This is a genomic window from Streptococcus gwangjuense (genome assembly GCF_003627155.1).
GTDB classification, from domain to species: Bacteria; Bacillota; Bacilli; order Lactobacillales; family Streptococcaceae; genus Streptococcus; species Streptococcus gwangjuensis.
In genome coordinates this window covers 1,592,501-1,613,518 of record NZ_CP032621.1, presented here as the reverse complement: position 1 = coordinate 1,613,518, position 21,018 = coordinate 1,592,501, and the positions used below count along the sequence as shown (strand labels likewise).

Annotated in this window: 12 protein-coding genes, 2 tRNA genes, 2 rRNA genes and 1 CRISPR repeat array (2 of these 17 only partly in view); of the genes, 10 read left to right on the top strand and 6 right to left on the bottom strand. The window is 40.8% G+C overall.

Annotation, left to right across the window (positions count from 1 at the left end; translation table 11 throughout):
* A CRISPR array of direct repeats spans window positions 1-1,609; the repeat unit is 36 nt; unit sequence GTTTTGGAACCATTCGAAATAACACAGCTCTAAAAC; it reaches 474 nt to the left of the window's first position.
* Window positions 1,610-1,699: 90 nt separating this feature from the next.
* The 6 genes from csn2 to D7D53_RS08075 form a co-directional block, all read right to left on the bottom strand.
* Window positions 1,700-2,362, bottom strand: coding sequence for a type II-A CRISPR-associated protein Csn2 (csn2, locus tag D7D53_RS08100; protein ID WP_120770656.1), 663 nt, complete (start codon window positions 2,360-2,362; stop codon window positions 1,700-1,702).
* Window positions 2,352-2,696, bottom strand: coding sequence for a CRISPR-associated endonuclease Cas2 (cas2, locus tag D7D53_RS08095; protein WP_120770655.1), 345 nt, complete (start codon window positions 2,694-2,696; stop codon window positions 2,352-2,354). The genes csn2 and cas2 overlap by 11 nt, the downstream gene beginning before the upstream one ends.
* Window positions 2,693-3,562 (bottom strand): type II CRISPR-associated endonuclease Cas1, encoded by an 870-nt coding sequence (gene cas1 / locus D7D53_RS08090; RefSeq protein ID WP_174705276.1) that lies wholly within the window; start codon window positions 3,560-3,562, stop codon window positions 2,693-2,695. Before cas1 ends, cas2 begins: the two co-directional genes overlap by 4 nt.
* Window positions 3,559-7,686 carry a type II CRISPR RNA-guided endonuclease Cas9 gene (cas9, locus tag D7D53_RS08085; RefSeq protein ID WP_120770653.1) on the bottom strand — a complete coding sequence of 1,376 codons (4,128 nt, stop codon included), beginning with the start codon at window positions 7,684-7,686 and terminating at the stop codon, window positions 3,559-3,561. Before cas9 ends, cas1 begins: the two co-directional genes overlap by 4 nt.
* A 422-nt stretch (window positions 7,687-8,108) precedes the next feature.
* A complete protein-coding gene (gene galU / locus D7D53_RS08080) occupies window positions 8,109-9,008 on the bottom strand; it encodes a UTP--glucose-1-phosphate uridylyltransferase GalU (RefSeq protein WP_120770652.1) in 900 nt (299 codons plus the stop codon).
* Between the two features lie 21 nt (window positions 9,009-9,029).
* Complete coding sequence (locus D7D53_RS08075) at window positions 9,030-10,046, bottom strand: NAD(P)H-dependent glycerol-3-phosphate dehydrogenase (protein ID WP_120770651.1); 1,017 nt, start codon at window positions 10,044-10,046, stop codon at window positions 9,030-9,032.
* Window positions 10,047-10,249: 203 nt separating this feature from the next.
* On the opposite strand from D7D53_RS08075, the gene patA reads away from it, so the two are divergent.
* From patA to D7D53_RS08015, 10 genes are all read left to right on the top strand, one after another.
* Entirely contained in the window at window positions 10,250-11,956 is a 1,707-nt protein-coding gene (gene patA, locus D7D53_RS08070) for a multidrug efflux ABC transporter subunit PatA (protein WP_120770650.1), read from the top strand.
* Between the two features lies 1 nt (window position 11,957).
* Complete coding sequence (gene patB, locus D7D53_RS08065) at window positions 11,958-13,724, top strand: multidrug efflux ABC transporter subunit PatB (protein ID WP_120770649.1); 1,767 nt, start codon at window positions 11,958-11,960, stop codon at window positions 13,722-13,724.
* 244 nt (window positions 13,725-13,968) lie between these two features.
* On the top strand, window positions 13,969-14,658 hold the full coding sequence (locus tag D7D53_RS08055; RefSeq protein ID WP_000124770.1) for a gamma-glutamyl-gamma-aminobutyrate hydrolase family protein: 690 nt from the start codon (window positions 13,969-13,971) through the stop codon (window positions 14,656-14,658).
* Window positions 14,659-14,828: 170 nt separating this feature from the next.
* Entirely contained in the window at window positions 14,829-16,178 is a 1,350-nt protein-coding gene (locus D7D53_RS08045) for a glucose-6-phosphate isomerase (protein WP_049551029.1), read from the top strand.
* Window positions 16,179-16,305: 127 nt separating this feature from the next.
* Window positions 16,306-17,766 (top strand): glutamate--tRNA ligase, encoded by a 1,461-nt coding sequence (gltX, locus tag D7D53_RS08040; protein ID WP_120770648.1) that lies wholly within the window; start codon window positions 16,306-16,308, stop codon window positions 17,764-17,766.
* A 13-nt stretch (window positions 17,767-17,779) separates the two neighbouring features.
* Window positions 17,780-18,211 carry a cytidine deaminase family protein gene (locus D7D53_RS08035; protein WP_120770647.1) on the top strand — a complete coding sequence of 144 codons (432 nt, stop codon included), beginning with the start codon at window positions 17,780-17,782 and terminating at the stop codon, window positions 18,209-18,211.
* Window positions 18,212-18,321: 110 nt separating this feature from the next.
* Window positions 18,322-18,393, top strand: a tRNA-Glu gene (locus D7D53_RS08030).
* A 241-nt stretch (window positions 18,394-18,634) separates the two neighbouring features.
* A 16S ribosomal RNA gene (locus D7D53_RS08025) occupies window positions 18,635-20,180 on the top strand.
* A 51-nt stretch (window positions 20,181-20,231) separates the two neighbouring features.
* A tRNA-Ala gene (locus D7D53_RS08020) sits at window positions 20,232-20,304 on the top strand.
* Between the two features lie 126 nt (window positions 20,305-20,430).
* Window positions 20,431-21,018 (top strand): 23S ribosomal RNA (locus D7D53_RS08015) (it continues 2,313 nt past the right edge of the window).
* The 16S and 23S rRNA genes sit together here with 2 tRNA genes alongside, the layout of an rRNA operon.

The following is a 21,018-nucleotide window of genomic DNA, read 5'->3' as shown; positions in this document are numbered from 1 at the left end:
ATTCGAAATAACACAGCTCTAAAACTTCGAGTGTTGAATTCTGCAAATAAATTAGGTTTTGGAACCATTCGAAATAACACAGCTCTAAAACGATATGAGCTTACCTGAATATGAATTTGAAGTTTTGGAACCATTCGAAATAACACAGCTCTAAAACTATTGTTATTATATACAGTACACTTTTTAAGTTTTGGAACCATTCGAAATAACACAGCTCTAAAACAATCGCTTCAGTAACGACTTCTTCAGCCACGTTTTGGAACCATTCGAAATAACACAGCTCTAAAACTTCTTTTCGAGCCAGTCATGTTCATACTCAGTTTTGGAACCATTCGAAATAACACAGCTCTAAAACGAGAGAAATTATCTGAAGCATTGAAGATTCGTTTTGGAACCATTCGAAATAACACAGCTCTAAAACATGTGGCTAAAAGACACGGCCGTCCTAACGGTTTTGGAACCATTCGAAATAACACAGCTCTAAAACAGGCGCTGAAAAGAAACTTGTTAAGACTACGTTTTGGAACCATTCGAAATAACACAGCTCTAAAACACCTTGACCGTTACTCATGCCAACTTTAAAGTTTTGGAACCATTCGAAATAACACAGCTCTAAAACACAAGTCGAATTAACAAAAACTGGTATGAAGTTTTGGAACCATTCGAAATAACACAGCTCTAAAACTTAGAGATAAGTCATTCACTTCGGCGCTGAGTTTTGGAACCATTCGAAATAACACAGCTCTAAAACGTTGTTTCTGCTTGTCTGACAGTTTCTCTTGTTTTGGAACCATTCGAAATAACACAGCTCTAAAACATTTTTTTTACCAATTCGATGAATTTTTTTGTTTTGGAACCATTCGAAATAACACAGCTCTAAAACCTCCGATGACTTCCTTAACATTGGATTTCAGTTTTGGAACCATTCGAAATAACACAGCTCTAAAACTGACTCCAGAAGAACAACTTCATCCACTCCGTTTTGGAACCATTCGAAATAACACAGCTCTAAAACAAGCTATTTCCAATAACGGGGTTATTTCAGGTTTTGGAACCATTCGAAATAACACAGCTCTAAAACACTTTTGCCATAGCGGAATCTAGCACCGCTGTTTTGGAACCATTCGAAATAACACAGCTCTAAAACTCCCAGTTGTTCATAAAGTCGCTTGCATTGGTTTTGGAACCATTCGAAATAACACAGCTCTAAAACAAGAGCTAACACAACACCACAACCAGAGACGTTTTGGAACCATTCGAAATAACACAGCTCTAAAACATTATACAAATACTGGCTGACGCTTTTGTTGTTTTGGAACCATTCGAAATAACACAGCTCTAAAACCAATAGTAAGATAACCCTTGAAACGCTCTTGTTTTGGAACCATTCGAAATAACACAGCTCTAAAACTTGCCAACCGTTAGCGTTAACTCCTTCTGTGTTTTGGAACCATTCGAAATAACACAGCTCTAAAACTACCTCCGCAAGCTTTCCAGTTGGCCATATGTTTTGGAACCATTCGAAATAACACAGCTCTAAAACTTAGACTTCGACGGAGACGCTGAAGGATCTGTTTTGGAACCATTCGAAATAACACAGCTCTAAAACCTCGTAGAAAAATTTTTCTCACGAAATTTCGTAATCGCGCCATTCGTCCCAGCCAGACTTCAGCTCGTCAGGTTCCAATTGTTACTCTTATTATACCATATTTTCAGGGTTCAAGAAATAGTCTTGATCCAGCACATACTGGGGAAAATCATAGACTTTTCGAGGTTCGACAAATAAAACACTTAGTTGATTGAGTTGAATATACTCTATCAAATTTACTAACTCATCCTTTGATAGATAGGCGGATGCATTGATGAAAACAAGGAGTTTCTTTTTAGAAAGATATTTAAAAATCTGGACAATTTCTAGCATTTTTTCAAAAGGTGTATCACTCAGGGTTTCGACTTTGACACCAAGTGCATCGATTAACTCTAGAATGGTAATTTCATCATACTCTAGGTCTAACTCGTTTTCCAAACACTCAAATGCCAGCAATTCTGTAATCGTAGCAACCAACTTTTCAATCATGGACTTGACTTCGGGCTTGTCATTGAGTTGATTTTCTAAATCAGTATGTATCAGCTTGAGCATGGCAGGTGAGTTGAGATTGTATCCTAAGACATCCGTTATCACTAGTAACTCAGCTTCTTTCAGAGCTTTTAGATTTCTATCAAACAACTTCAACTCCCCATCATCAGTATATTGGTAGAACTGCTTGACAATGGTTGAAAAGGTAAACTGGTCTTCCAACACTAAAAAAGTTGCATTTTCAATGGTTAATGGTTCATCCAATAGCGGAAAATTAATCTTCATCTCGAGGCTCCTCTCCTAGAAAGACCAAGCGTGCGTCGGAGTTTGCTACGCTGGTATTTCGCTCGCCATTTAAGTAAATCATGCGAGAAAACTGCTTTTCTGTAACGGTTAAGAGAGTAATGTTTCCTTTCTTAGGGTTATGAGTCTTGAGTCGCTCAATCATGGCGTTATTAGCAGAGTTGTTGAGCAAGAGCTTGCTATAGATGGAGAATTGGTGCATGATAAATCCCTCGTCTATGAGGAACTTCCGAAATTTCCGATAGGCCTTACGTTCCTCTGCGGTATCAATGGGCATATCAAACATTAAAATCATACGCATATATCGATAACTCATATCCTAAACTCAGGAACTCCTTTCTCGGGTTGATTGAGAGCTTGGATGACTTTCTTAGTATAGTCGCTGACGATATTGGACAGATACATATCTTTACCATTGTAGTGGAAGGTATCTGAGAAAATGGTAAAAATCTCTCGTTTGATTTTGACAAAAGAACTGCTTCGATTTTCATAGACAATTCTATCAATAATCGGACGGAAAGGCTCCATAATATCGCTAGCTAGATTGAATTGATTGAACTGATTGGCATGTTTTAAACCAAATTGTGTCATACAGCCAGACAAAACAATCTCACGCGCAAACATACTCAAAATCAAGGTGTATCCGTAGTCTAAGGCGGCATTGACATCAGTATCCTGCTCACGACTAAAATCATTCCCAAACAAGGTGTTGAAATAAATACGAGCCGCATGTCCTTCACGGTTGCTCGGATCAAATAGATCTAAACCATGATAAAGATCAATGACGGACTGACTCTTTTCTAAAAAACCACAACTTCCCAGATAAAAAGCCTGATTGAGAATTTTTTGTGCAATAATTGTAGTCCAAACTTGTGCCTTATCCTCCTCTCTCCATGTTATTTGGCGGGAGAGTTGCAAGCTGGAATCGTGTCGACCATAATAGGGCATTAAGTATGCCGTTGGCAAGCGTTTATCATCACAAAAGATGACCAGAATATTTTCATCTACCAAGCGTTTGATTAGCATAGTGGAGAGAACGATATCCGTCGTCTCCAAAAGCAGGATGTCCACCTCGGATAGGTGGATTAACTCTGTCCGAGAGGCATCTTTAAAAATCAAGTGGTTGTTCTTGTAGGAGAGTTTAGAGTGCGTATTGACTATAACGGTTCTCCATCCCATCAGTCTTCTCCCAGTTTGCTTAAGTCAATCCGAGTCTCGTAGAGACCAGTGATGGATTGGTGGATGAGGGTGGCGTTGAGGATTTCAGATACAGTTGTGTACCGTTTTCGATCAATATCTTTTCCAAAAAATTTAAAGGCAGCAGGAGCACCCAAAGTAGTAAAGGTCAACAAATTGATAAACGAATTTGCTAGAATTTCTATATCTGCTTGCTCATTGTCTGCATATAAGTTCTGGATTTTCTCTAGATTTGCATCTGCGAGGATATATTTTTGAGAGAACTCAGATACAAGATTTAACAAATCCTTAAATTCATTTCGGTGTTTCTGAATGTATTCCAAATGTCCTGGTTCATCTAGTTTATGGAGGTTTTTAGAATGGTAGAGCAAGGTTGTTAAATATACTGGAAGCACTATTTCATTGCCTTTTTGAAGTTCTTTCGCACTTGCAAGTAGTCGTCTGCGACCATTTTCCAGTTCAAATAAACTATACTTAGGTAGGCAGAGGATGTTTTCTTTACGGACATTATGATAGCCTTTATTTTCAAGGAAAGTTATTGGATTCTCCTCAAAAGCGGCTTTTTCCATAATCGTGATACCAACTAGAGTTTTGACAGTCTTCAGTTCTTTTGATTTTCCTTTTTCGATATCGGCAATGAGCAAGATCGAATAGGCGATAACAGGACTATCAAATCCCCCATATTTAGTAGTTTCCCAAAGAATATCCTTTGTTTTTCGAGGGATTAGCTTGTCAGAATTTCCTTTAGGAAGAATGGACTCTTTAGAGAAGCCTCCTGTTTGCACCTCTCGCTTCTTCACAATATTCACCTGCGGAAGTGAAAGAACTTTTTTAACTGTTGCGAAATCTTTTTCCTTATTCCAAGCGATTTCTCCAGTGTCTTTGGAGTATTCGATATTTTCTCTTTTTGTGATAGTTCCGTCTGCGTATTGCACCTCTTCTTTAAAGAAGTTTAACAAATTTGAGTAGAAGAAATACTTTTCAGTTGCTTTTTCAATGTCTTTAGGATCTTTGGATCTTGAGATGTATCTCTTAAGATCGTACTTTTGATACTCACCATAGACGAATTCAGGCTCTAGTTTAGGATATTTCTTAAGGATAGCCTTAGCTACTACTGCATTTAAGTAGGCATCATGCGCGTGGTGGTAGTCATTGATTTCCCGCACCTTGTATAACCCAAATTCTTTACGGAAGTTGGAAACTAGGTTGGATTTCAAAGTGATGATTTTGACATTACGGTTCTTCTTATCCTTCTCAGTCACTTCTTTATTGAACCGAGTATCCAAGATCTGAGCAACATGTTTTGTGATCTGTCGTGTTTCAACTAACTGACGTTTGATAAAGCCAACTTTATCAAGCTCATTTAGCCCGCCTCGCTCTCGCTCTGCTTTGGTTAGATTATTAAATTTACGTTCTGAAATCAATTTAGAATCCAATAACTGTTGCCAAAAAGCTTTCATCTTTTCAACTACTTCAAGACTAGGAACATTATCGGATTTCCCACGATTATCCTTTGAACTAGTCAAGACACGGTTATCAAGAGAATCATCCTTGATAAAGGCCTGTGGGATGATGTGGTCGATGTCATAGTTACTTAGTTGGTTGATTTCAATAGGTTTCCCAGTATACATATCCCTTCCATTTTGTAGATAGTAGAGGAAGAGACGGTCGTTTTGAAGTTGAACATTATCTGTTGGATTTTCTTTTAGTATGTTTGAATCAAGTCCAGAAGCTAAATTTTTTAATGAATCTTCAATGCGCTTATATCTCTGTTGGGAATTCTTTTTCCCTCTGGCAGTAGTCTGATTTTCTCGTGCCATTTCAATCACAATGGACTCGGGAGCATGGCCCATAACCTTGACAAGTTCATCAACGATCTTGATACTTTGCAAAATTCCCTTTTTAATGGCAGGGCTACCTGGGAGTTCATGGACAACTTGCTTCACATCATTTGTCTTCCCAAACACTTGTGCTTTTTGGATAATTTCTTTGAAAGAAAGCCCGTCATCATGGATTAACTGCATAAAGTTACGATTAATCTCACCGTCATCAATCAGGTAGTCAAGAATCGTTTTGCCGCTTTTTTTATCACGGATACCGTTAATCAGCTTGGCAGAGAGTTTTCCCCAACCAGTATAGTGTCGACGAGTTAGTGCTTTGATTACTTTTTCATCAAAGAGAGAATTATACTGAGCAAGGCGTTGATTAATCATCTCACGATCTTCGAAGATTGTCAGAGTGTGAACGATATTTTCAAGAATTGCTTCATTTTTATCATCATCCATAAATTTCTTATCCTTGATAATTTTGAGTAAATCATGATAAGTAGATAGACTGGCGTTAAATTGTTTTTCAATTCCTTTTAGTTCGATTCCATCGTAGCCATCAACAGTGTGTAGATAATGGATGATGTCTTTTTCAGTTACTTTTCTTTTATCCTCGGCTTTAAAAAATGTATAAAAAATATCTTTCTTTTGCTTTTTGTCTAAAAACTGATACCTTGTTAAACCTTCTGCAATAAATTTTACTTTTGTCAATTCATTATAGACAGCAAATGTTTCATACAAGAGACTGTGCTTAGGCAAAACTTTTTCCTCTGGGAGATACAAGTCATAGTTAGTCATCTTATTGATGAAGTCTTCCGCAGAGCTTGCCTTATCAACAATTTCTTCAAAGTTCCAAGGTCTTATTGCTTCATCAGAATTTCGAGTAAGCCATGCAAAATCACGGTTGCCACGAGCCAATGGGCCGACGTAGTAAGGAATACGGAAGGTCAAGATTTTCTCAATTTTTTCTCTGTTTTCCTTCAAAAATGGATAATGTTCTCCTTGCCGACGGATAATGGCATTCATTTCTTGAAGATGAATTTGATGAGGGATAGAACCGTTATCAAAGGTGCGTTGTTTTCTCAAGAAATCTTCACGTTCAATTTTATCAAGGAAATAATCTGCCCCTTCGAATTTAGAGAGAAGATTTTTGATATGTTTGTAAAATGCTTCTTGAGTAGTCTTACCATCGATATATCCAGCATACCCATCTTTAAATTGGTCAGAAAAAATTTCATCATATTTTTCTGGAAGATTGTTTTTGATGAATTGTTTTAAAGCTGCCAAGTCTTTTTGGTGGCTTTCATAGCGCTCAATCATAGATGCTGATAGTGGGGCCTTGGTTGAAGGATCTGTAACAGTTAAGATTCCTGATAAAAGAATGGCATCATAGAGTTTTTTAGCAGCTAGGAAAAGGTCTGCAACACCATCTCCAATTTGTCCGAGTAAGTTTTCTAAATCCTCATCATAGGTATCCTTAGAGAATTGTAGTGGGGCTTTTTCTTCCAAGTCAAAATGTTTTTTAAAATCAGCCTGATTTCCTAAAATTAACTTGAGAAATTCTGAAAAGAGACCAGTGGATTTTTGATCAGGAAAGAGTTTTAGAACGCGTTCTCTCTTAGCAGATTTACTAATTTTATTAGTAAAAATTGCTTCTACTTGTGCGTTTTGTCCGATAAGTGAACTTTCTTCAAAGGTGTTGTCGTAAATGCTTATAAACTCGCTAAAGATTTTTTGGATATCATTGTTTTTAATATCGAAAGATTCTTCATATAAAAAATGTCCGCGGTATTTAATCATATGCGCTAAAGCTAGATAGATCAAGCGCAAGTCAGTTTTTTCTTTTGAGTCCGCTAGCTGTTTCCTCAAATGATAGATAGTTGGGAAATTCTTATGATATTCTTTTTCTTCTGCTAAGGTAGCAAAAATAGGATATTTACTTCCTCTTTTATCCTCAGGAACTAAGAAGGAGTCATCTAATCGATGGAAGAAACTACTATCCACCTTGCTCATTTCTTCAGAAAAGATTTCTTGAAGATAGCGAAGACGATTTTTTCGACGAGTATAGCGACGGCGTGCTGTTCGTTTTAGACGTCTATCTTCAGCAGTAGTCCCTTCATCAAATAATAGAGCTCCAATTAGATTTTTCTTGATAAAGTGTTTATCAGTATTGCCTAGAACTTTCATCTTTTTCGATGGCACCTTATAGTCATCCGTAATGACGGCCCATCCGACGCTGTTAGTTCCGATATCGAGTCCGATAGAGTAGGATTTGTTGCTCATTTAGTGTTCTCCTTTTATTAAGTTTTTTGTTAGTAAATGATAATATAATACTTTCAGATGAATTTCTAATATAAAATATTATTCCATTTTATTTACATTTCTCTTGCTAATTTTAAAAGAATAATATACAATACAAGTGTTGGAATTATTCGAAACAACACAGCAAAGTTAAAATAAGGCTTTGTCCGTACACAACTTGAAAAAGTGTGCACCGATTCGGTGCTTTTTTGTTTTACTATACTAATTTATTCTACTCTTATTTTAATGAAAAAACAAATACAAGTATAGCGTTTTCATTAGTTTTTATGAAATAGGTAGATTCAAGTAGAGAATTTACTTAATTTATATGTAGCTAATTTTGATATATAAAGAAGAACTAGGATAATTAAGCATCCTAGTTCTTCTTTATATAAATGACTTTGTTATTCCTTCTCAGCTAATTCTTTTCCAAGTTGGATGAGGTAATCTTTCAAGTCATCTTTGACTTGTGGGTGTTTGAGGGCATAGTCAATAGATGTTTTCATAAAGCCAAACTTATCCCCAACGTCGTAACGAGCTCCTGTAAATTCGCGAGCGAAAACACGTTGTGTTTTATTAAGTGTATCGATAGCGTCGGTAAGCTGGATTTCATTTCCAGCACCGGGAGCTTGGTTTTCGAGGATTTCAAAAATTTCTGGTGTGAGCAGATAGCGTCCGATGATTGCCAAATCACTTGGAGCATCTTCTGGAGCTGGTTTTTCAACGAAAGTTTCGACACTGTAGAGACCATTAATCCCTTCACCCTGAGGAGCTATAACTCCATATGCTGAAACTTCTTCATGAGGGACAGGCATAACAGCAATTGTTGATGCGTGAGTCGACTCGTAATCATTCATCAATTGTTTTGTCAAAGGTATAGCGTTGTCATCTGTGATATCCATTAGGTCGTCACCAAGCATGACAACGAAGGGTTCATTCGCCACAAAAGCTTTTGCTTGTAAGACAGCATCTCCAAGACCACGAGGATGGCTTTGACGGATAAAGTGAAGGCGAATGCCAGTTGTTTCGTCTACTAATTTTAGCAAGTCGTGTTTGCCTTTTTCTTTGAGGTTGTATTCAAGCTCAAAGTTTGAGTCAAAGTGGTCTTCAATAGAACGTTTTGATTTACCAGTGACAACCAGAATATCTTCAATACCTGATTTGAGAGCTTCTTCTACGATAAATTGGATAGTTGGTTTGTCTACAATTGGCAACATTTCTTTAGCAAGTGCTTTGGTTGCTGGTAAAAATCGAGTCCCGAGTCCGGCGGCAGGAATGACTGCCTTTCTAACTTTTGATGTCATAAGAATCCTTTCTCTAGAGGGTTAAGACCACTCATTTTCTGCTTTAAATTCATTGTTCATGATGTCATAAATGGCATCTTTAATATTGGTTCCGTGGTAAATAACTTGGTAAATGGCTTGTGTAATTGGCATATAGACTCCAAGTTCTTGCGCTAGTTCATAAGCTGCTCGAGTCGTTGAAATTCCTTCAATCACCATGCCCATATTGGCTTCGATATCAGCTAGAGATTCTCCACGGCCAAGAGCATCTCCGGCTCTCCAGTTACGAGAGTGGATAGAGGTTCCCGTTACGATCAAGTCTCCTACACCGGATAAGCCACTATAGGTCAATGGACTGGCCCCAAGTGCTACTCCTAGGCGGGTAATTTCTGCCAAGCCTCGAGCGATGATGGCTGCCTTAGCGTTGTCACCAAATCCTAAACCATGTAAGGCTCCAGCGCCGACAGCGATAATGTTTTTAAGAGCACCAGCAGTTTCAACCCCGATAACATCCGTATTGGTATAAAGTCGGAAGTAGTGATTACTAAAGAGCTCCTGAACGTATTGAGCTGTTTGCAAATTCTTAGAAGCAGCAGTAATTAAAGTCAGGTCACGTACAATGGTTTCTTCTGCATGACTAGGGCCTGAAACAACGACAATATCACTGCGGAGATGTTCAGGAATTTCTTCTTCAAGAATGGTTGATAATCGTTTATGGCTATCAGGTTCTAATCCCTTTGATGCGTGCATGATGATAGCCTTATGGTCTAAGGTTTTTGCAACTTGTTTGGCAACAAGTCGTGTCACTTTTGTTGGGACAACAAATAAAATCGCATCTACATCTTTCAGTGCCTCTGATAAGTCGGTGTAGGCAATGATATTTTCATCTAGAACGACATTTTTAAAGTAGTGTTTGTTAGTATGATTGGTATTAATTTCATTGATTTGTTCGGGAAGATTTCCCCAAATACGTACCTCGTGTCCATTGTCATTTAATACTTGTGAAAGGGCAGTTCCCCAAGAACCAGGCCCCAAGACGGCGATGGTTTGTTTTTCCATATTCCCCTCCTTTATAACCTTCTTTTTACTATTTTACCATAAAAACCTTTATCATGCATTACTGTAGATGAAAGCGCACTAATTTGTATCAAGGAGACTCTTTGACAAGTTCTCACTTTTTTGCTAGAATAACATCACACAAACAGAATGAGAAGGAGCTGACACATTGTCGCTCCCTTTTGTCTATTTTTTAAGGAGAAAGTATGCTGATTCAGAAAATAAAAACCTACAAGTGGCAGGCCTTGGCTTCGCTCCTGATGACAGGCTTGATGGTTGCTAGTTCACTTTTGCAACCGCGTTATCTGCAGGAAGTTTTAGACGCCCTCCTTGCTGGAAAATATGAAGCTATTTATAGTATAGGGGCTTGGTTGATTGGTGTGGCCGTGGTTGGTCTAGTTGCTGGTGGGCTCAATGTTGTCCTTGCAGCCTATATTGCCCAAGGAGTTTCATCTGACCTTCGAGAGGATGCCTTCCGTAAAATCCAAACCTTTTCTTATGCTAATATTGAACAATTTAATGCGGGAAATCTAGTCGTTCGAATGACAAATGATATCAACCAGATTCAGAACGTCGTCATGATGACCTTTCAAATTCTTTTCAGACTTCCCCTCTTGTTCATCGGTTCGTTTATCCTGGCGGTTCAAACCTTACCTTCTCTGTGGTGGGTGATTGTTCTCATGGTGATCTTAATTTTTGGTTTGACTGCTGTCATGATGGGGATGATGGGTCCTCGTTTTGCCAAGTTTCAAACCCTTCTTGAACGCATCAATGCCATTGCCAAGGAAAATCTGCGTGGCGTTCGTGTGGTCAAGTCCTTTGTCCAAGAAAAAGAGCAGTTTGCTAAGTTTACGGAGGTTTCAGACGAGCTACTCGGTCAAAACCTTTACATTGGTTATGCCTTTTCAGTAGTGGAACCTTTCATGATGTTGGTCGGCTACGGGGCGGTTTTCCTCTCTATTTGGCTGGTTGCTGGGATGGTTCAGTCGGATCCGTCAGTTGTTGGTTCCATTGCTTCCTTTGTCAATTACCTGAGCCAGATTATCTTTACCATTGTCATGGTTGGATTTTTGGGAAATTCTGTCAGTCGTGCTATGATTTCTATGCGTCGTATTCGAGAAATTCTTGCCGCAGAGCCAGCCATGACCTTCAAGGATGTCCCAGATGAAGAGTTGGTCGGCAGTCTTAGCTTTGAAAATGTGACCTTTACCTATCCAATGGACAAGGAACCGATGCTGAAAGATGTGAGCTTTACTATTGAACCTGGTCAAATGGTTGGTGTAGTTGGAGCGACTGGTGCAGGAAAGTCAACCTTAGCTCAATTGATTCCACGTCTCTTTGACCCACAGGAAGGGGCTATCAAAATCGGAGGCAAGGATATTCGAGAAGTGAGTGAAGGAACCCTGCGTAAAACAGTTTCCATCGTTCTCCAACGTGCGATTCTCTTTAGTGGAACGATTGCAGATAATCTAAGACAGGGTAAGGGAGATGCTACTTTATTTGAAATGGAGCGCGCAGCCAATATTGCCCAAGCCAGTGAATTCATTCATCGTATGGAGAAAACCTTTGAAAGTCCGGTTGAGGAACGGGGAACTAATTTCTCAGGTGGGCAAAAGCAAAGGATGTCGATTGCGCGCGGGATTGTCAGCAATCCACGTATTCTGATTTTTGACGATTCGACCTCGGCCTTGGATGCTAAGTCAGAGCGCCTGGTTCAAGAAGCCTTGAATAAGGACTTGAAGGGAACAACAACCATTATCATCGCGCAAAAGATTAGCTCGGTTGTCCATGCAGACAAGATCTTGGTTCTAGATCAAGGACGATTGATTGGTCAAGGTACGCATGCAGACTTGGTTGCCAACAATACCGTTTACCGTGAAATCTATGAAACACAGAAAGGGAAGGAGGAGTAAAATGAAGACAGTTCAATTTTTTTGGAATTATTTTAAAGTCTATAAGCTATCATTTGTAGTTGTTATCCTGATGATTGTTCTGGCAACTCTTGCCCAAGCCCTCTTTCCGGTCTTTTCTGGACAAGCAGTGACGCAGCTAGCTAATTTAGTTCAAGCTTATCAAGATGGCAATCCAGAACTTGTTTGGCAAAGCCTATCAGGAATCATGGTCAATCTTGGTCTGCTGGTTTTGGTTCTATTTATCTCCAGTATCATATACATGTGTCTCATGACGCGCGTGATTGCAGAGTCGACAAACGATATGCGCAAAGGCCTCTTCGGTAAGCTTGCTCGCTTGACGGTTTCTTTCTTTGACCGCCGACAAGATGGCGATATCTTGTCTCGTTTTACCAGTGATTTGGATAATATCCTCCAAGCCTTTAACGAAAGTTTGATTCAGGTCATGAGCAATATTGTTTTATATATCGGTCTGATTCTTGTCATGTTTTCGAGAAATGTGACGCTGGCCCTCATCACCATAGCAAGCACACCACTGGCCTTCCTCATGCTGATTTTCATCGTAAAAATGGCACGCAAATACACCAACCTCCAGCAGAAAGAGGTAGGGAAGCTCAACGCCTATATGGATGAGAGTATCTCAGGCCAAAAAGCCGTGATTGTGCAAGGAATTCAAGAGGATATGATGGCAGGATTTCTTGAACAAAATGAGCGCGTACGCAGGGCAACCTTTAAAGGAAGAATGTTCTCAGGAATTCTTTTCCCTGTTATGAATGGGATGAGCTTGGTTAACACAGCCATCGTCATCTTTGCTGGTTCAGCTGTACTTTTGAATGATAAGTCTATTGAAACAAGTACAGCCCTAGGTCTGATTGTTATGTTTGCCCAATTTTCACAGCAGTACTACCAGCCTATTATCCAAGTTGCAGCTAGTTGGGGAAGTCTTCAGTTAGCCTTTACAGGTGTTGAACGGATTCAGGAAATGTTTGACGCAGAGGAAGAAATTCGACCTGAGAAGGCGCCGATCTTTACTAAGTTGCAAGAAGGTGTTGAAATCAGTCATATTGATTTTTCATACTTGCCTGATAAACCTATTTTGAAAGATGTCAGCATTTCCGCTCCGAAAGGCCAGATGACAGCGGTTGTTGGTCCGACAGGTTCAGGGAAAACGACTATTATGAACCTCATCAATCGCTTTTATGATGTTGATGCTGGTGGTATTTATTTTGATGGTAAAGACATCCGTGACTACGACTTGGATAGCCTCAGAAGCAAGGTAGGAATTGTTTTGCAGGATTCGGTCTTATTTAGTGGAACGATTCGAGACAATATCCGTTTCGGTGTGCCAGATGCTAGTCAAGAAATGGTTGAGGCAGCAGCCAAGGCAACCCACGTTCACGACTATATCGAAAGTTTGCCTGATAAATACGATACTCTTATCGATGATGACCAGAGTATCTTCTCAACTGGGCAAAAGCAATTGATTTCTATCGCTCGAACCTTGATGACAGATCCAGAAGTTCTCATTCTAGATGAAGCAACTTCAAACGTAGATACGGTGACAGAAAGTAAGATTCAGCATGCCATGGAGGCAGTTGTAGCAGGTAGAACCAGTTTTGTCATTGCCCATCGTTTGAAGACCATCCTCAATGCAGACCAGATTATTGTGCTTAAAGATGGAGAAGTCATTGAACGCGGTAACCACCATGAACTCTTGAAACTAGGTGGATTCTATTCAGAACTTTATCACAATCAATTTGTCTTTGAATAAGAAAGAAGTTGTCCTATGTGGGCAGCTTTTTCTTGTCCATAAAAAATATTTATCACAGCCTTAAAAAAAACATATTAGACGAAAGTCATTTTGAGTGATATGATAGGACTATCGTTATACTCAATGAAAATCAAAGAGCAAACTAGGAAGCTAGTCGCAAGCTGTACTTGAGTACGGTAAGGCGACGCTGATGTGGTTTGAATTTGATTTTCGAAGAGTATTAACATTCGAAAGGAGAGGCATCATGGCTAGAACGGTTGTAGGAGTTGCTGCAAATCTATGTCCCGTAGACGCGGAAGGCAAAAACATTCATTCATCTGTATCTTGTAGATTCGCAGAGAGCATTCGTCAAGTCGGTGGTCTCCCTTTAGTCATTCCTGTTGGTGATGAGTCAGTTGTACGCGATTATGTAGAAATGATTGACAAACTTATCTTGACAGGCGGTCAAAATGTTCACCCTCAGTTTTATGGAGAGAAAAAGACCATCGAGAGCGATGATTACAATCTAGTGCGCGATGAGTTTGAATTGGCACTCTTGAAAGAAGCGCTTCGTCAGAATAAACCAATTATGGCAATCTGTCGCGGTGTTCAACTTGTCAATGTTGCCTTTGGGGGAACCCTCAATCAAGAAATCGAAGGTCACTGGCAAGGTCTGCCTTTCGGAACATCTCATTCTATTGAGACAGTAGAAGGAAGCGTGGTGGCTAAGCTATTTGGAAAAGAAAGTCAAGTCAACTCCGTCCATCGTCAAAGCATTAAAGATTTGGCACCTAATTTCCGTGTAACTGCTATTGATCCAAGAGACCAGACCATCGAAGCGATTGAGTCTATCGATGAGCACCGCATTATCGGTTTGCAGTGGCATCCAGAGTTTCTGGTTAATGAAGAAGATGGCAATTTAGAACTATTTGAGTATTTATTGAATGAACTGTGACGACTGGGACATCTGGTCGTTCTTTATTTTATTTTTTCAAAATTTTTGGAATGTGGCATTTTTACGCAAACGTTTGAATTCTGATAAAAATTGGAGAAATTCGACAAAAAAACTTGAAAAAAACGAAGGTAAGCGTTATGATAGAAAGGAAGAAATATTGGAGGAATAACATGTCACATATTAAATTTGATTATTCAAAAGTTTTAGACAAATTTGTTGCACCACATGAAGTGGAATACATGCAAGCACAAGTAACAGCAGCAGATGAATTGATCCGTAAAGGAACTGGTGCTGGTAGCGACTTCTTGGGATGGTTGGACCTTCCTGAAAACTACGACCGCGAAGAATTTGACCGCATCTTGAAAGCTGCTGAGCAAATCAAGTCAGACAGCGATGTTTTGGTTGTAATCGGTATCGGTGGATCTTACCTTGGTGCTAAAGCAGCAATCGATTTCTTGAATCACCACTTTGCAAACTTGCAAACAAAAGAAGAACGTAAAGCTCCACAGATCCTTTACGCAGGAAACTCAATCTCATCTACTTACCTTGCTGACTTGGTAGAGTACGTAGCTGACAAAGACTTCTCAGTAAACGTGATTTCTAAATCAGGTACAACAACTGAACCAGCTATCGCTTTCCGTGTCTTCAAAGAACTCTTGGTTAAGAAATACGGACAAGAAGAAGCTAACAAACGTATCTATGCAACAACTGACCGCCAAAAAGGTGCTGTTAAGGTTGAAGCAGACGCTAACGGTTGGGAAACATTTGTTGTTCCAGATGACATCGGTGGACGCTTCTCAGTATTGACAGCTGTTGGTTTGCTTCCAATCGCAGCATCAGGAGCTGACATCAAAGCCCTTATGGAAGGTGCGAATGCAGCTCGCAAAGACTACACTTCAGATAAAATCTCTGAAAACGAAGCTTACCAATACGCAGCAGTTCGTAACATCCTTTACCGTAAAGGTTATGCAACTGAGATCTTGGTAAACTACGAGCCATCACTTCAATACTTCTCAGAGTGGTGGAAACAATTGGCTGGTGAATCAGAAGGAAAAGATCAAAAAGGTATCTACCCAACTTCAGCCAACTTCTCAACTGACTTGCACTCACTTGGTCAATTTATCCAAGAAGGAACTCGTATCATGTTTGAAACAGTTGTCCGTGTTGACAAACCTCGTAAAAACGTGATTATCCCTAGCTTGGAAGAAGACCTTGATGGACTTGGTTACCTTCAAGGAAAAGACGTTGACTTTGTAAACAAAAAAGCGACTGATGGTGTTCTTCTTGCCCACACAGATGGTGATGTACCAAACATGTACGTGACTCTTCCAGAGCAAGATGCCTTCACTCTTGGTTACACTATCTACTTCTTCGAATTGGCTATCGCCCTTTCTGGTTACTTGAATGCCATCAACCCATTTGATCAACCAGGTGTTGAAGCTTACAAACGTAACATGTTTGCCCTTCTTGGAAAACCAGGATTTGAAGAATTGAGCAAAGAACTTAACGCACGTCTATAATAGAAGAAAAGAGTGGTTTATCCACTCTTTTTACTCTCTTTATCCATAGAAATTGGACTCAGCCAAGACTTGTGATATAATATAGAGAGCAAAAAGGCAGACGCCTAGAGACTTTATAGGAGAAACTATGTCAAAAGATATCCGCGTACGTTACGCACCAAGTCCAACAGGACTACTACACATCGGGAATGCCCGTACAGCATTGTTCAACTACTTGTATGCACGTCATCATGGTGGAACTTTTATCATTCGTATCGAAGATACTGACCGTAAACGTCATGTCGAGGATGGTGAACGTTCACAGCTTGAAAACCTTCGTTGGTTAGGTATGGATTGGGATGAAAGTCCAGAAACACATGAAAACTACCGCCAGTCTGAGCGTTTGGACTTGTATCAAAAATACATCGACCAACTGTTAGCTGAAGGAAAAGCCTACAAATCTTACGTTACAGAAGAAGAGTTGGCAACTGAACGCGAACGCCAAGAAGCAGCTGGTGAAACACCTCGCTACATTAACGAATACCTTGGTATGAGTGAAGAGGAAAAAGCAGCTTACATCGCAGAACGTGAAGCAGCTGGTATCATTCCAACAGTTCGTTTGGCGGTCAATGAGTCAGGTATCTACAAGTGGCATGATATGGTTAAAGGTGATATCGAATTTGAAGGTGGCAATATTGGTGGTGACTGGGTTATCCAAAAGAAAGACGGTTACCCAACTTACAACTTTGCCGTTGTCATCGATGACCATGATATGCAAATTTCTCACGTAATCCGTGGAGATGACCACATTGCTAATACACCAAAACAGCTTATGGTCTATGAAGCACTTGGTTGGGAAGCTCCAGAGTTCGGTCATATGACCTTGATTATCAACTCTGAGACTGGTAAGAAGTTATCTAAACGTGATACTAATACCCTTCAGTTTATCGAAGACTACCGTAAAAAAGGTTATTTACCAGAAGCAGTCTTTAACTTTATTGCTCTTCTTGGTTGGAACCCAGGTGGCGAAGATGAAATCTTCTCTCGTGAAGAACTCATTAAACTTTTCGATGAAAACCGCCTCAGCAAGTCTCCAGCAGCCTTTGACCAGAAAAAACTCGACTGGATGAGCAATGATTATATCAAGAATGCAGACCTTGAAACCATCTTTGAAATGGCAAAACCATTCCTAGAAGAAGCAGGTCGATTGACTGATAAGGCTGAAAAATTAGTTGAGCTCTATAAACCACAAATGAAATCAGTAGATGAGATTATCCCATTGACAGATCTCTTCTTCTCAGATTTCCCAGAATTGACCGAAGCAGAGCGCGAAGTCATGGCTGGTGAAACAGTTCCAACAGTTCTTGAAGCTTTCAAAGCAAAACTTGAAGCGATGACAGATGATGAATTTGTAACAGAAAATATCTTCCCACAAATCAAAGCAGTCCAAAAAGAAACAGGTATCAAAGGGAAAAATCTCTTCATGCCAATTCGTATTGCTGTTTCAGGTGAAATGCATGGGCCAGAATTGCCAGATACGATCTTCTTGTTAGGTCGTGAAAAATCAATCCAACATATCAAAAACATGCTAAAAGAAATCTCTAAATAAAAAGGATGCAACAATGAACATCTGGGAAAAGATGTACGAAGAAGCACAGAAACTATACAATCCACATGAAGTATCTGATTTTGTTTATGCTAATCATGTCGTTGCCGCAGTAGAAGCAGAAGATGGACAAATATTTACAGGATTCTGTATGGAGGGAACCTGTGGTGTTTTCCATCTCTGCGCAGAGCGGGCAGCACTCTTCAATATGTACCAATTCTCGGGACAAACTAAGGTTAAAAAAGTCTTAGCCTTTCGAGATACACCTTATGGTGGAAGTTCAGCCATGCCTTGCGGTGCCTGTAGAGAATTCCTTTTAGAGCTTAATGCTGAAAATAAAGATGCAGAATTTATGATGGACTATAATATAAGAAAAATAGTTAAAGTCGCAGAACTAATCCCCTATTGGTGGGGAGAAGAACGTGCTTCTAAGTTTAATAATCAATAGAAGAGTCAGTATAATTCTGGCTCTTTTTACTTAACTTAAAAAAGTTTGAAAAAGTAGTTGACAAAGTTTAAAAAGTGGGTATAATAGTAAGAGTTGAAAATAACAACTCAGGTCCGTTGGTCAAGGGGTTAAGACACCGCCTTTTCACGGCGGTAACACGGGTTCGAATCCCGTACGGACTATGGTATGTTGCAGATGAAACACTTGATGAAAAAAGTTTAAAAAAGTTTCAAAAAAGTGTTGACAAGCGAAAGCGACTGTGATATACTAATATAGTTGTCACTTGAGAGAAGCAAATGACAAAGACCTTTGAAAACTGAACAAGACGAACCAATGTGCAGGGCACTACAACTAATGTTGTAGTACTGAACAATGAAAAAACAATAAATCTGTCAGTGACAGAAATGAGTGAGAACTCAAACTTTTAATGAGAGTTTGATCCTGGCTCAGGACGAACGCTGGCGGCGTGCCTAATACATGCAAGTAGAACGCTGAAGGAGGAGCTTGCTTCTCCGGATGAGTTGCGAACGGGTGAGTAACGCGTAGGTAACCTGCCTGGTAGCGGGGGATAACTATTGGAAACGATAGCTAATACCGCATAATAGTAGATGTTGCATGACATTTGCTTAAAAGGTGCAATTGCATCACTACCAGATGGACCTGCGTTGTATTAGCTAGTTGGTGGGGTAACGGCTCACCAAGGCGACGATACATAGCCGACCTGAGAGGGTGATCGGCCACACTGGGACTGAGACACGGCCCAGACTCCTACGGGAGGCAGCAGTAGGGAATCTTCGGCAATGGACGGAAGTCTGACCGAGCAACGCCGCGTGAGTGAAGAAGGTTTTCGGATCGTAAAGCTCTGTTGTAAGAGAAGAACGAGTGTGAGAGTGGAAAGTTCACACTGTGACGGTATCTTACCAGAAAGGGACGGCTAACTACGTGCCAGCAGCCGCGGTAATACGTAGGTCCCGAGCGTTGTCCGGATTTATTGGGCGTAAAGCGAGCGCAGGCGGTTAGATAAGTCTGAAGTTAAAGGCTGTGGCTTAACCATAGTACGCTTTGGAAACTGTTTAACTTGAGTGCAAGAGGGGAGAGTGGAATTCCATGTGTAGCGGTGAAATGCGTAGATATATGGAGGAACACCGGTGGCGAAAGCGGCTCTCTGGCTTGTAACTGACGCTGAGGCTCGAAAGCGTGGGGAGCAAACAGGATTAGATACCCTGGTAGTCCACGCCGTAAACGATGAGTGCTAGGTGTTAGACCCTTTCCGGGGTTTAGTGCCGCAGCTAACGCATTAAGCACTCCGCCTGGGGAGTACGACCGCAAGGTTGAAACTCAAAGGAATTGACGGGGGCCCGCACAAGCGGTGGAGCATGTGGTTTAATTCGAAGCAACGCGAAGAACCTTACCAGGTCTTGACATCCCTCTGACCGCTCTAGAGATAGAGCTTTCCTTCGGGACAGAGGTGACAGGTGGTGCATGGTTGTCGTCAGCTCGTGTCGTGAGATGTTGGGTTAAGTCCCGCAACGAGCGCAACCCCTATTGTTAGTTGCCATCATTCAGTTGGGCACTCTAGCGAGACTGCCGGTAATAAACCGGAGGAAGGTGGGGATGACGTCAAATCATCATGCCCCTTATGACCTGGGCTACACACGTGCTACAATGGCTGGTACAACGAGTCGCAAGCCGGTGACGGCAAGCTAATCTCTTAAAGCCAGTCTCAGTTCGGATTGTAGGCTGCAACTCGCCTACATGAAGTCGGAATCGCTAGTAATCGCGGATCAGCACGCCGCGGTGAATACGTTCCCGGGCCTTGTACACACCGCCCGTCACACCACGAGAGTTTGTAACACCCGAAGTCGGTGAGGTAACCGTAAGGAGCCAGCCGCCTAAGGTGGGATAGATGATTGGGGTGAAGTCGTAACAAGGTAGCCGTATCGGAAGGTGCGGCTGGATCACCTCCTTTCTAAGGATAAGGAACTGCGCATTGGTCTTGTTTAGTCTTGAGAGGTCTTGTGGGGCCTTAGCTCAGCTGGGAGAGCGCCTGCTTTGCACGCAGGAGGTCAGCGGTTCGATCCCGCTAGGCTCCATTGGTGAGAGATCACCAAGTAATGCACATTGAAAATTGAATATCTATATCAAATAGTAACAAGAAAATAAACCGAAAACGCTGTAGTATTAATAAGAGTTTATGACTGAAAGGTCAGAAAAAATAAGGTTAAGTTAATAAGGGCGCACGGTGGATGCCTTGGCACTAGGAGCCGAAGAAGGACGTGACAAACGACGATATGCCTTGGGTAGCTGTAAGTAAGCGATGATCCAGGGATTTCCGAATGGGGGAACCCAACAGGTACTACCTGTTACCCACATCTGTTAAGGATGTGAGGAGGAAGACGCAGTGAACTGAAACATCTAAGTAGCTGCAGGAAGAGAAAGCAAAAGCGATTGCCTTAGTAGCGGCGAGCGAAACGGCAGGAGGGCAAACCGAAGAGTTTACTCTTCGGGGTTGTAGGACTGCAATGTGGACTCAAAGATTATAGAAGAATGATTTGGGAAGATCAGCCAAAGAGAGTAATAGCCTCGTATTTAAAATAGTCTTTGTACCTAGCAGTATCCTGAGTACGGCGGGACACGTGAAATCCCGTCGGAATCTGGGAGGACCATCTCCCAACCCTAAATACTCCCTAGTGACCGATAGTGAACCAGTACCGTGAGGGAAAGGTGAAAAGCACCCCGGGAGGGGAGTGAAATAGAACCTGAAACCGTGTGCCTACAACAAGTTCGAGCCCGTTAATGGGTGAGAG

What these genes read in the sequence shown, in the direction of transcription:
- csn2 (WP_120770656.1), bottom strand. Translation starts at nt 2,362, where the DNA reads ATGAAGATTAATTTTCCGCTATTGGATGAACCATTAACCATTGAAAAT.
- cas2 (WP_120770655.1), bottom strand. Translation starts at nt 2,696, where the DNA reads ATGAGTTATCGATATATGCGTATGATTTTAATGTTTGATATGCCCATT.
- cas9 (WP_120770653.1), bottom strand. Translation starts at nt 7,686, where the DNA reads ATGAGCAACAAATCCTACTCTATCGGACTCGATATCGGAACTAACAGC.
- galU (WP_120770652.1), bottom strand. Translation starts at nt 9,008, where the DNA reads ATGACATCAAAAGTTAGAAAGGCAGTCATTCCTGCCGCCGGACTCGGG.
- D7D53_RS08075 (WP_120770651.1), bottom strand. Translation starts at nt 10,046, where the DNA reads ATGGAAAAACAAACCATCGCCGTCTTGGGGCCTGGTTCTTGGGGAACT.
- patA (WP_120770650.1), top strand. Translation starts at nt 10,250, where the DNA reads ATGCTGATTCAGAAAATAAAAACCTACAAGTGGCAGGCCTTGGCTTCG.
- patB (WP_120770649.1), top strand. Translation starts at nt 11,958, where the DNA reads ATGAAGACAGTTCAATTTTTTTGGAATTATTTTAAAGTCTATAAGCTA.
- D7D53_RS08055 (WP_000124770.1), top strand. Translation starts at nt 13,969, where the DNA reads ATGGCTAGAACGGTTGTAGGAGTTGCTGCAAATCTATGTCCCGTAGAC.
- D7D53_RS08045 (WP_049551029.1), top strand. Translation starts at nt 14,829, where the DNA reads ATGTCACATATTAAATTTGATTATTCAAAAGTTTTAGACAAATTTGTT.
- gltX (WP_120770648.1), top strand. Translation starts at nt 16,306, where the DNA reads ATGTCAAAAGATATCCGCGTACGTTACGCACCAAGTCCAACAGGACTA.
- D7D53_RS08035 (WP_120770647.1), top strand. Translation starts at nt 17,780, where the DNA reads ATGAACATCTGGGAAAAGATGTACGAAGAAGCACAGAAACTATACAAT.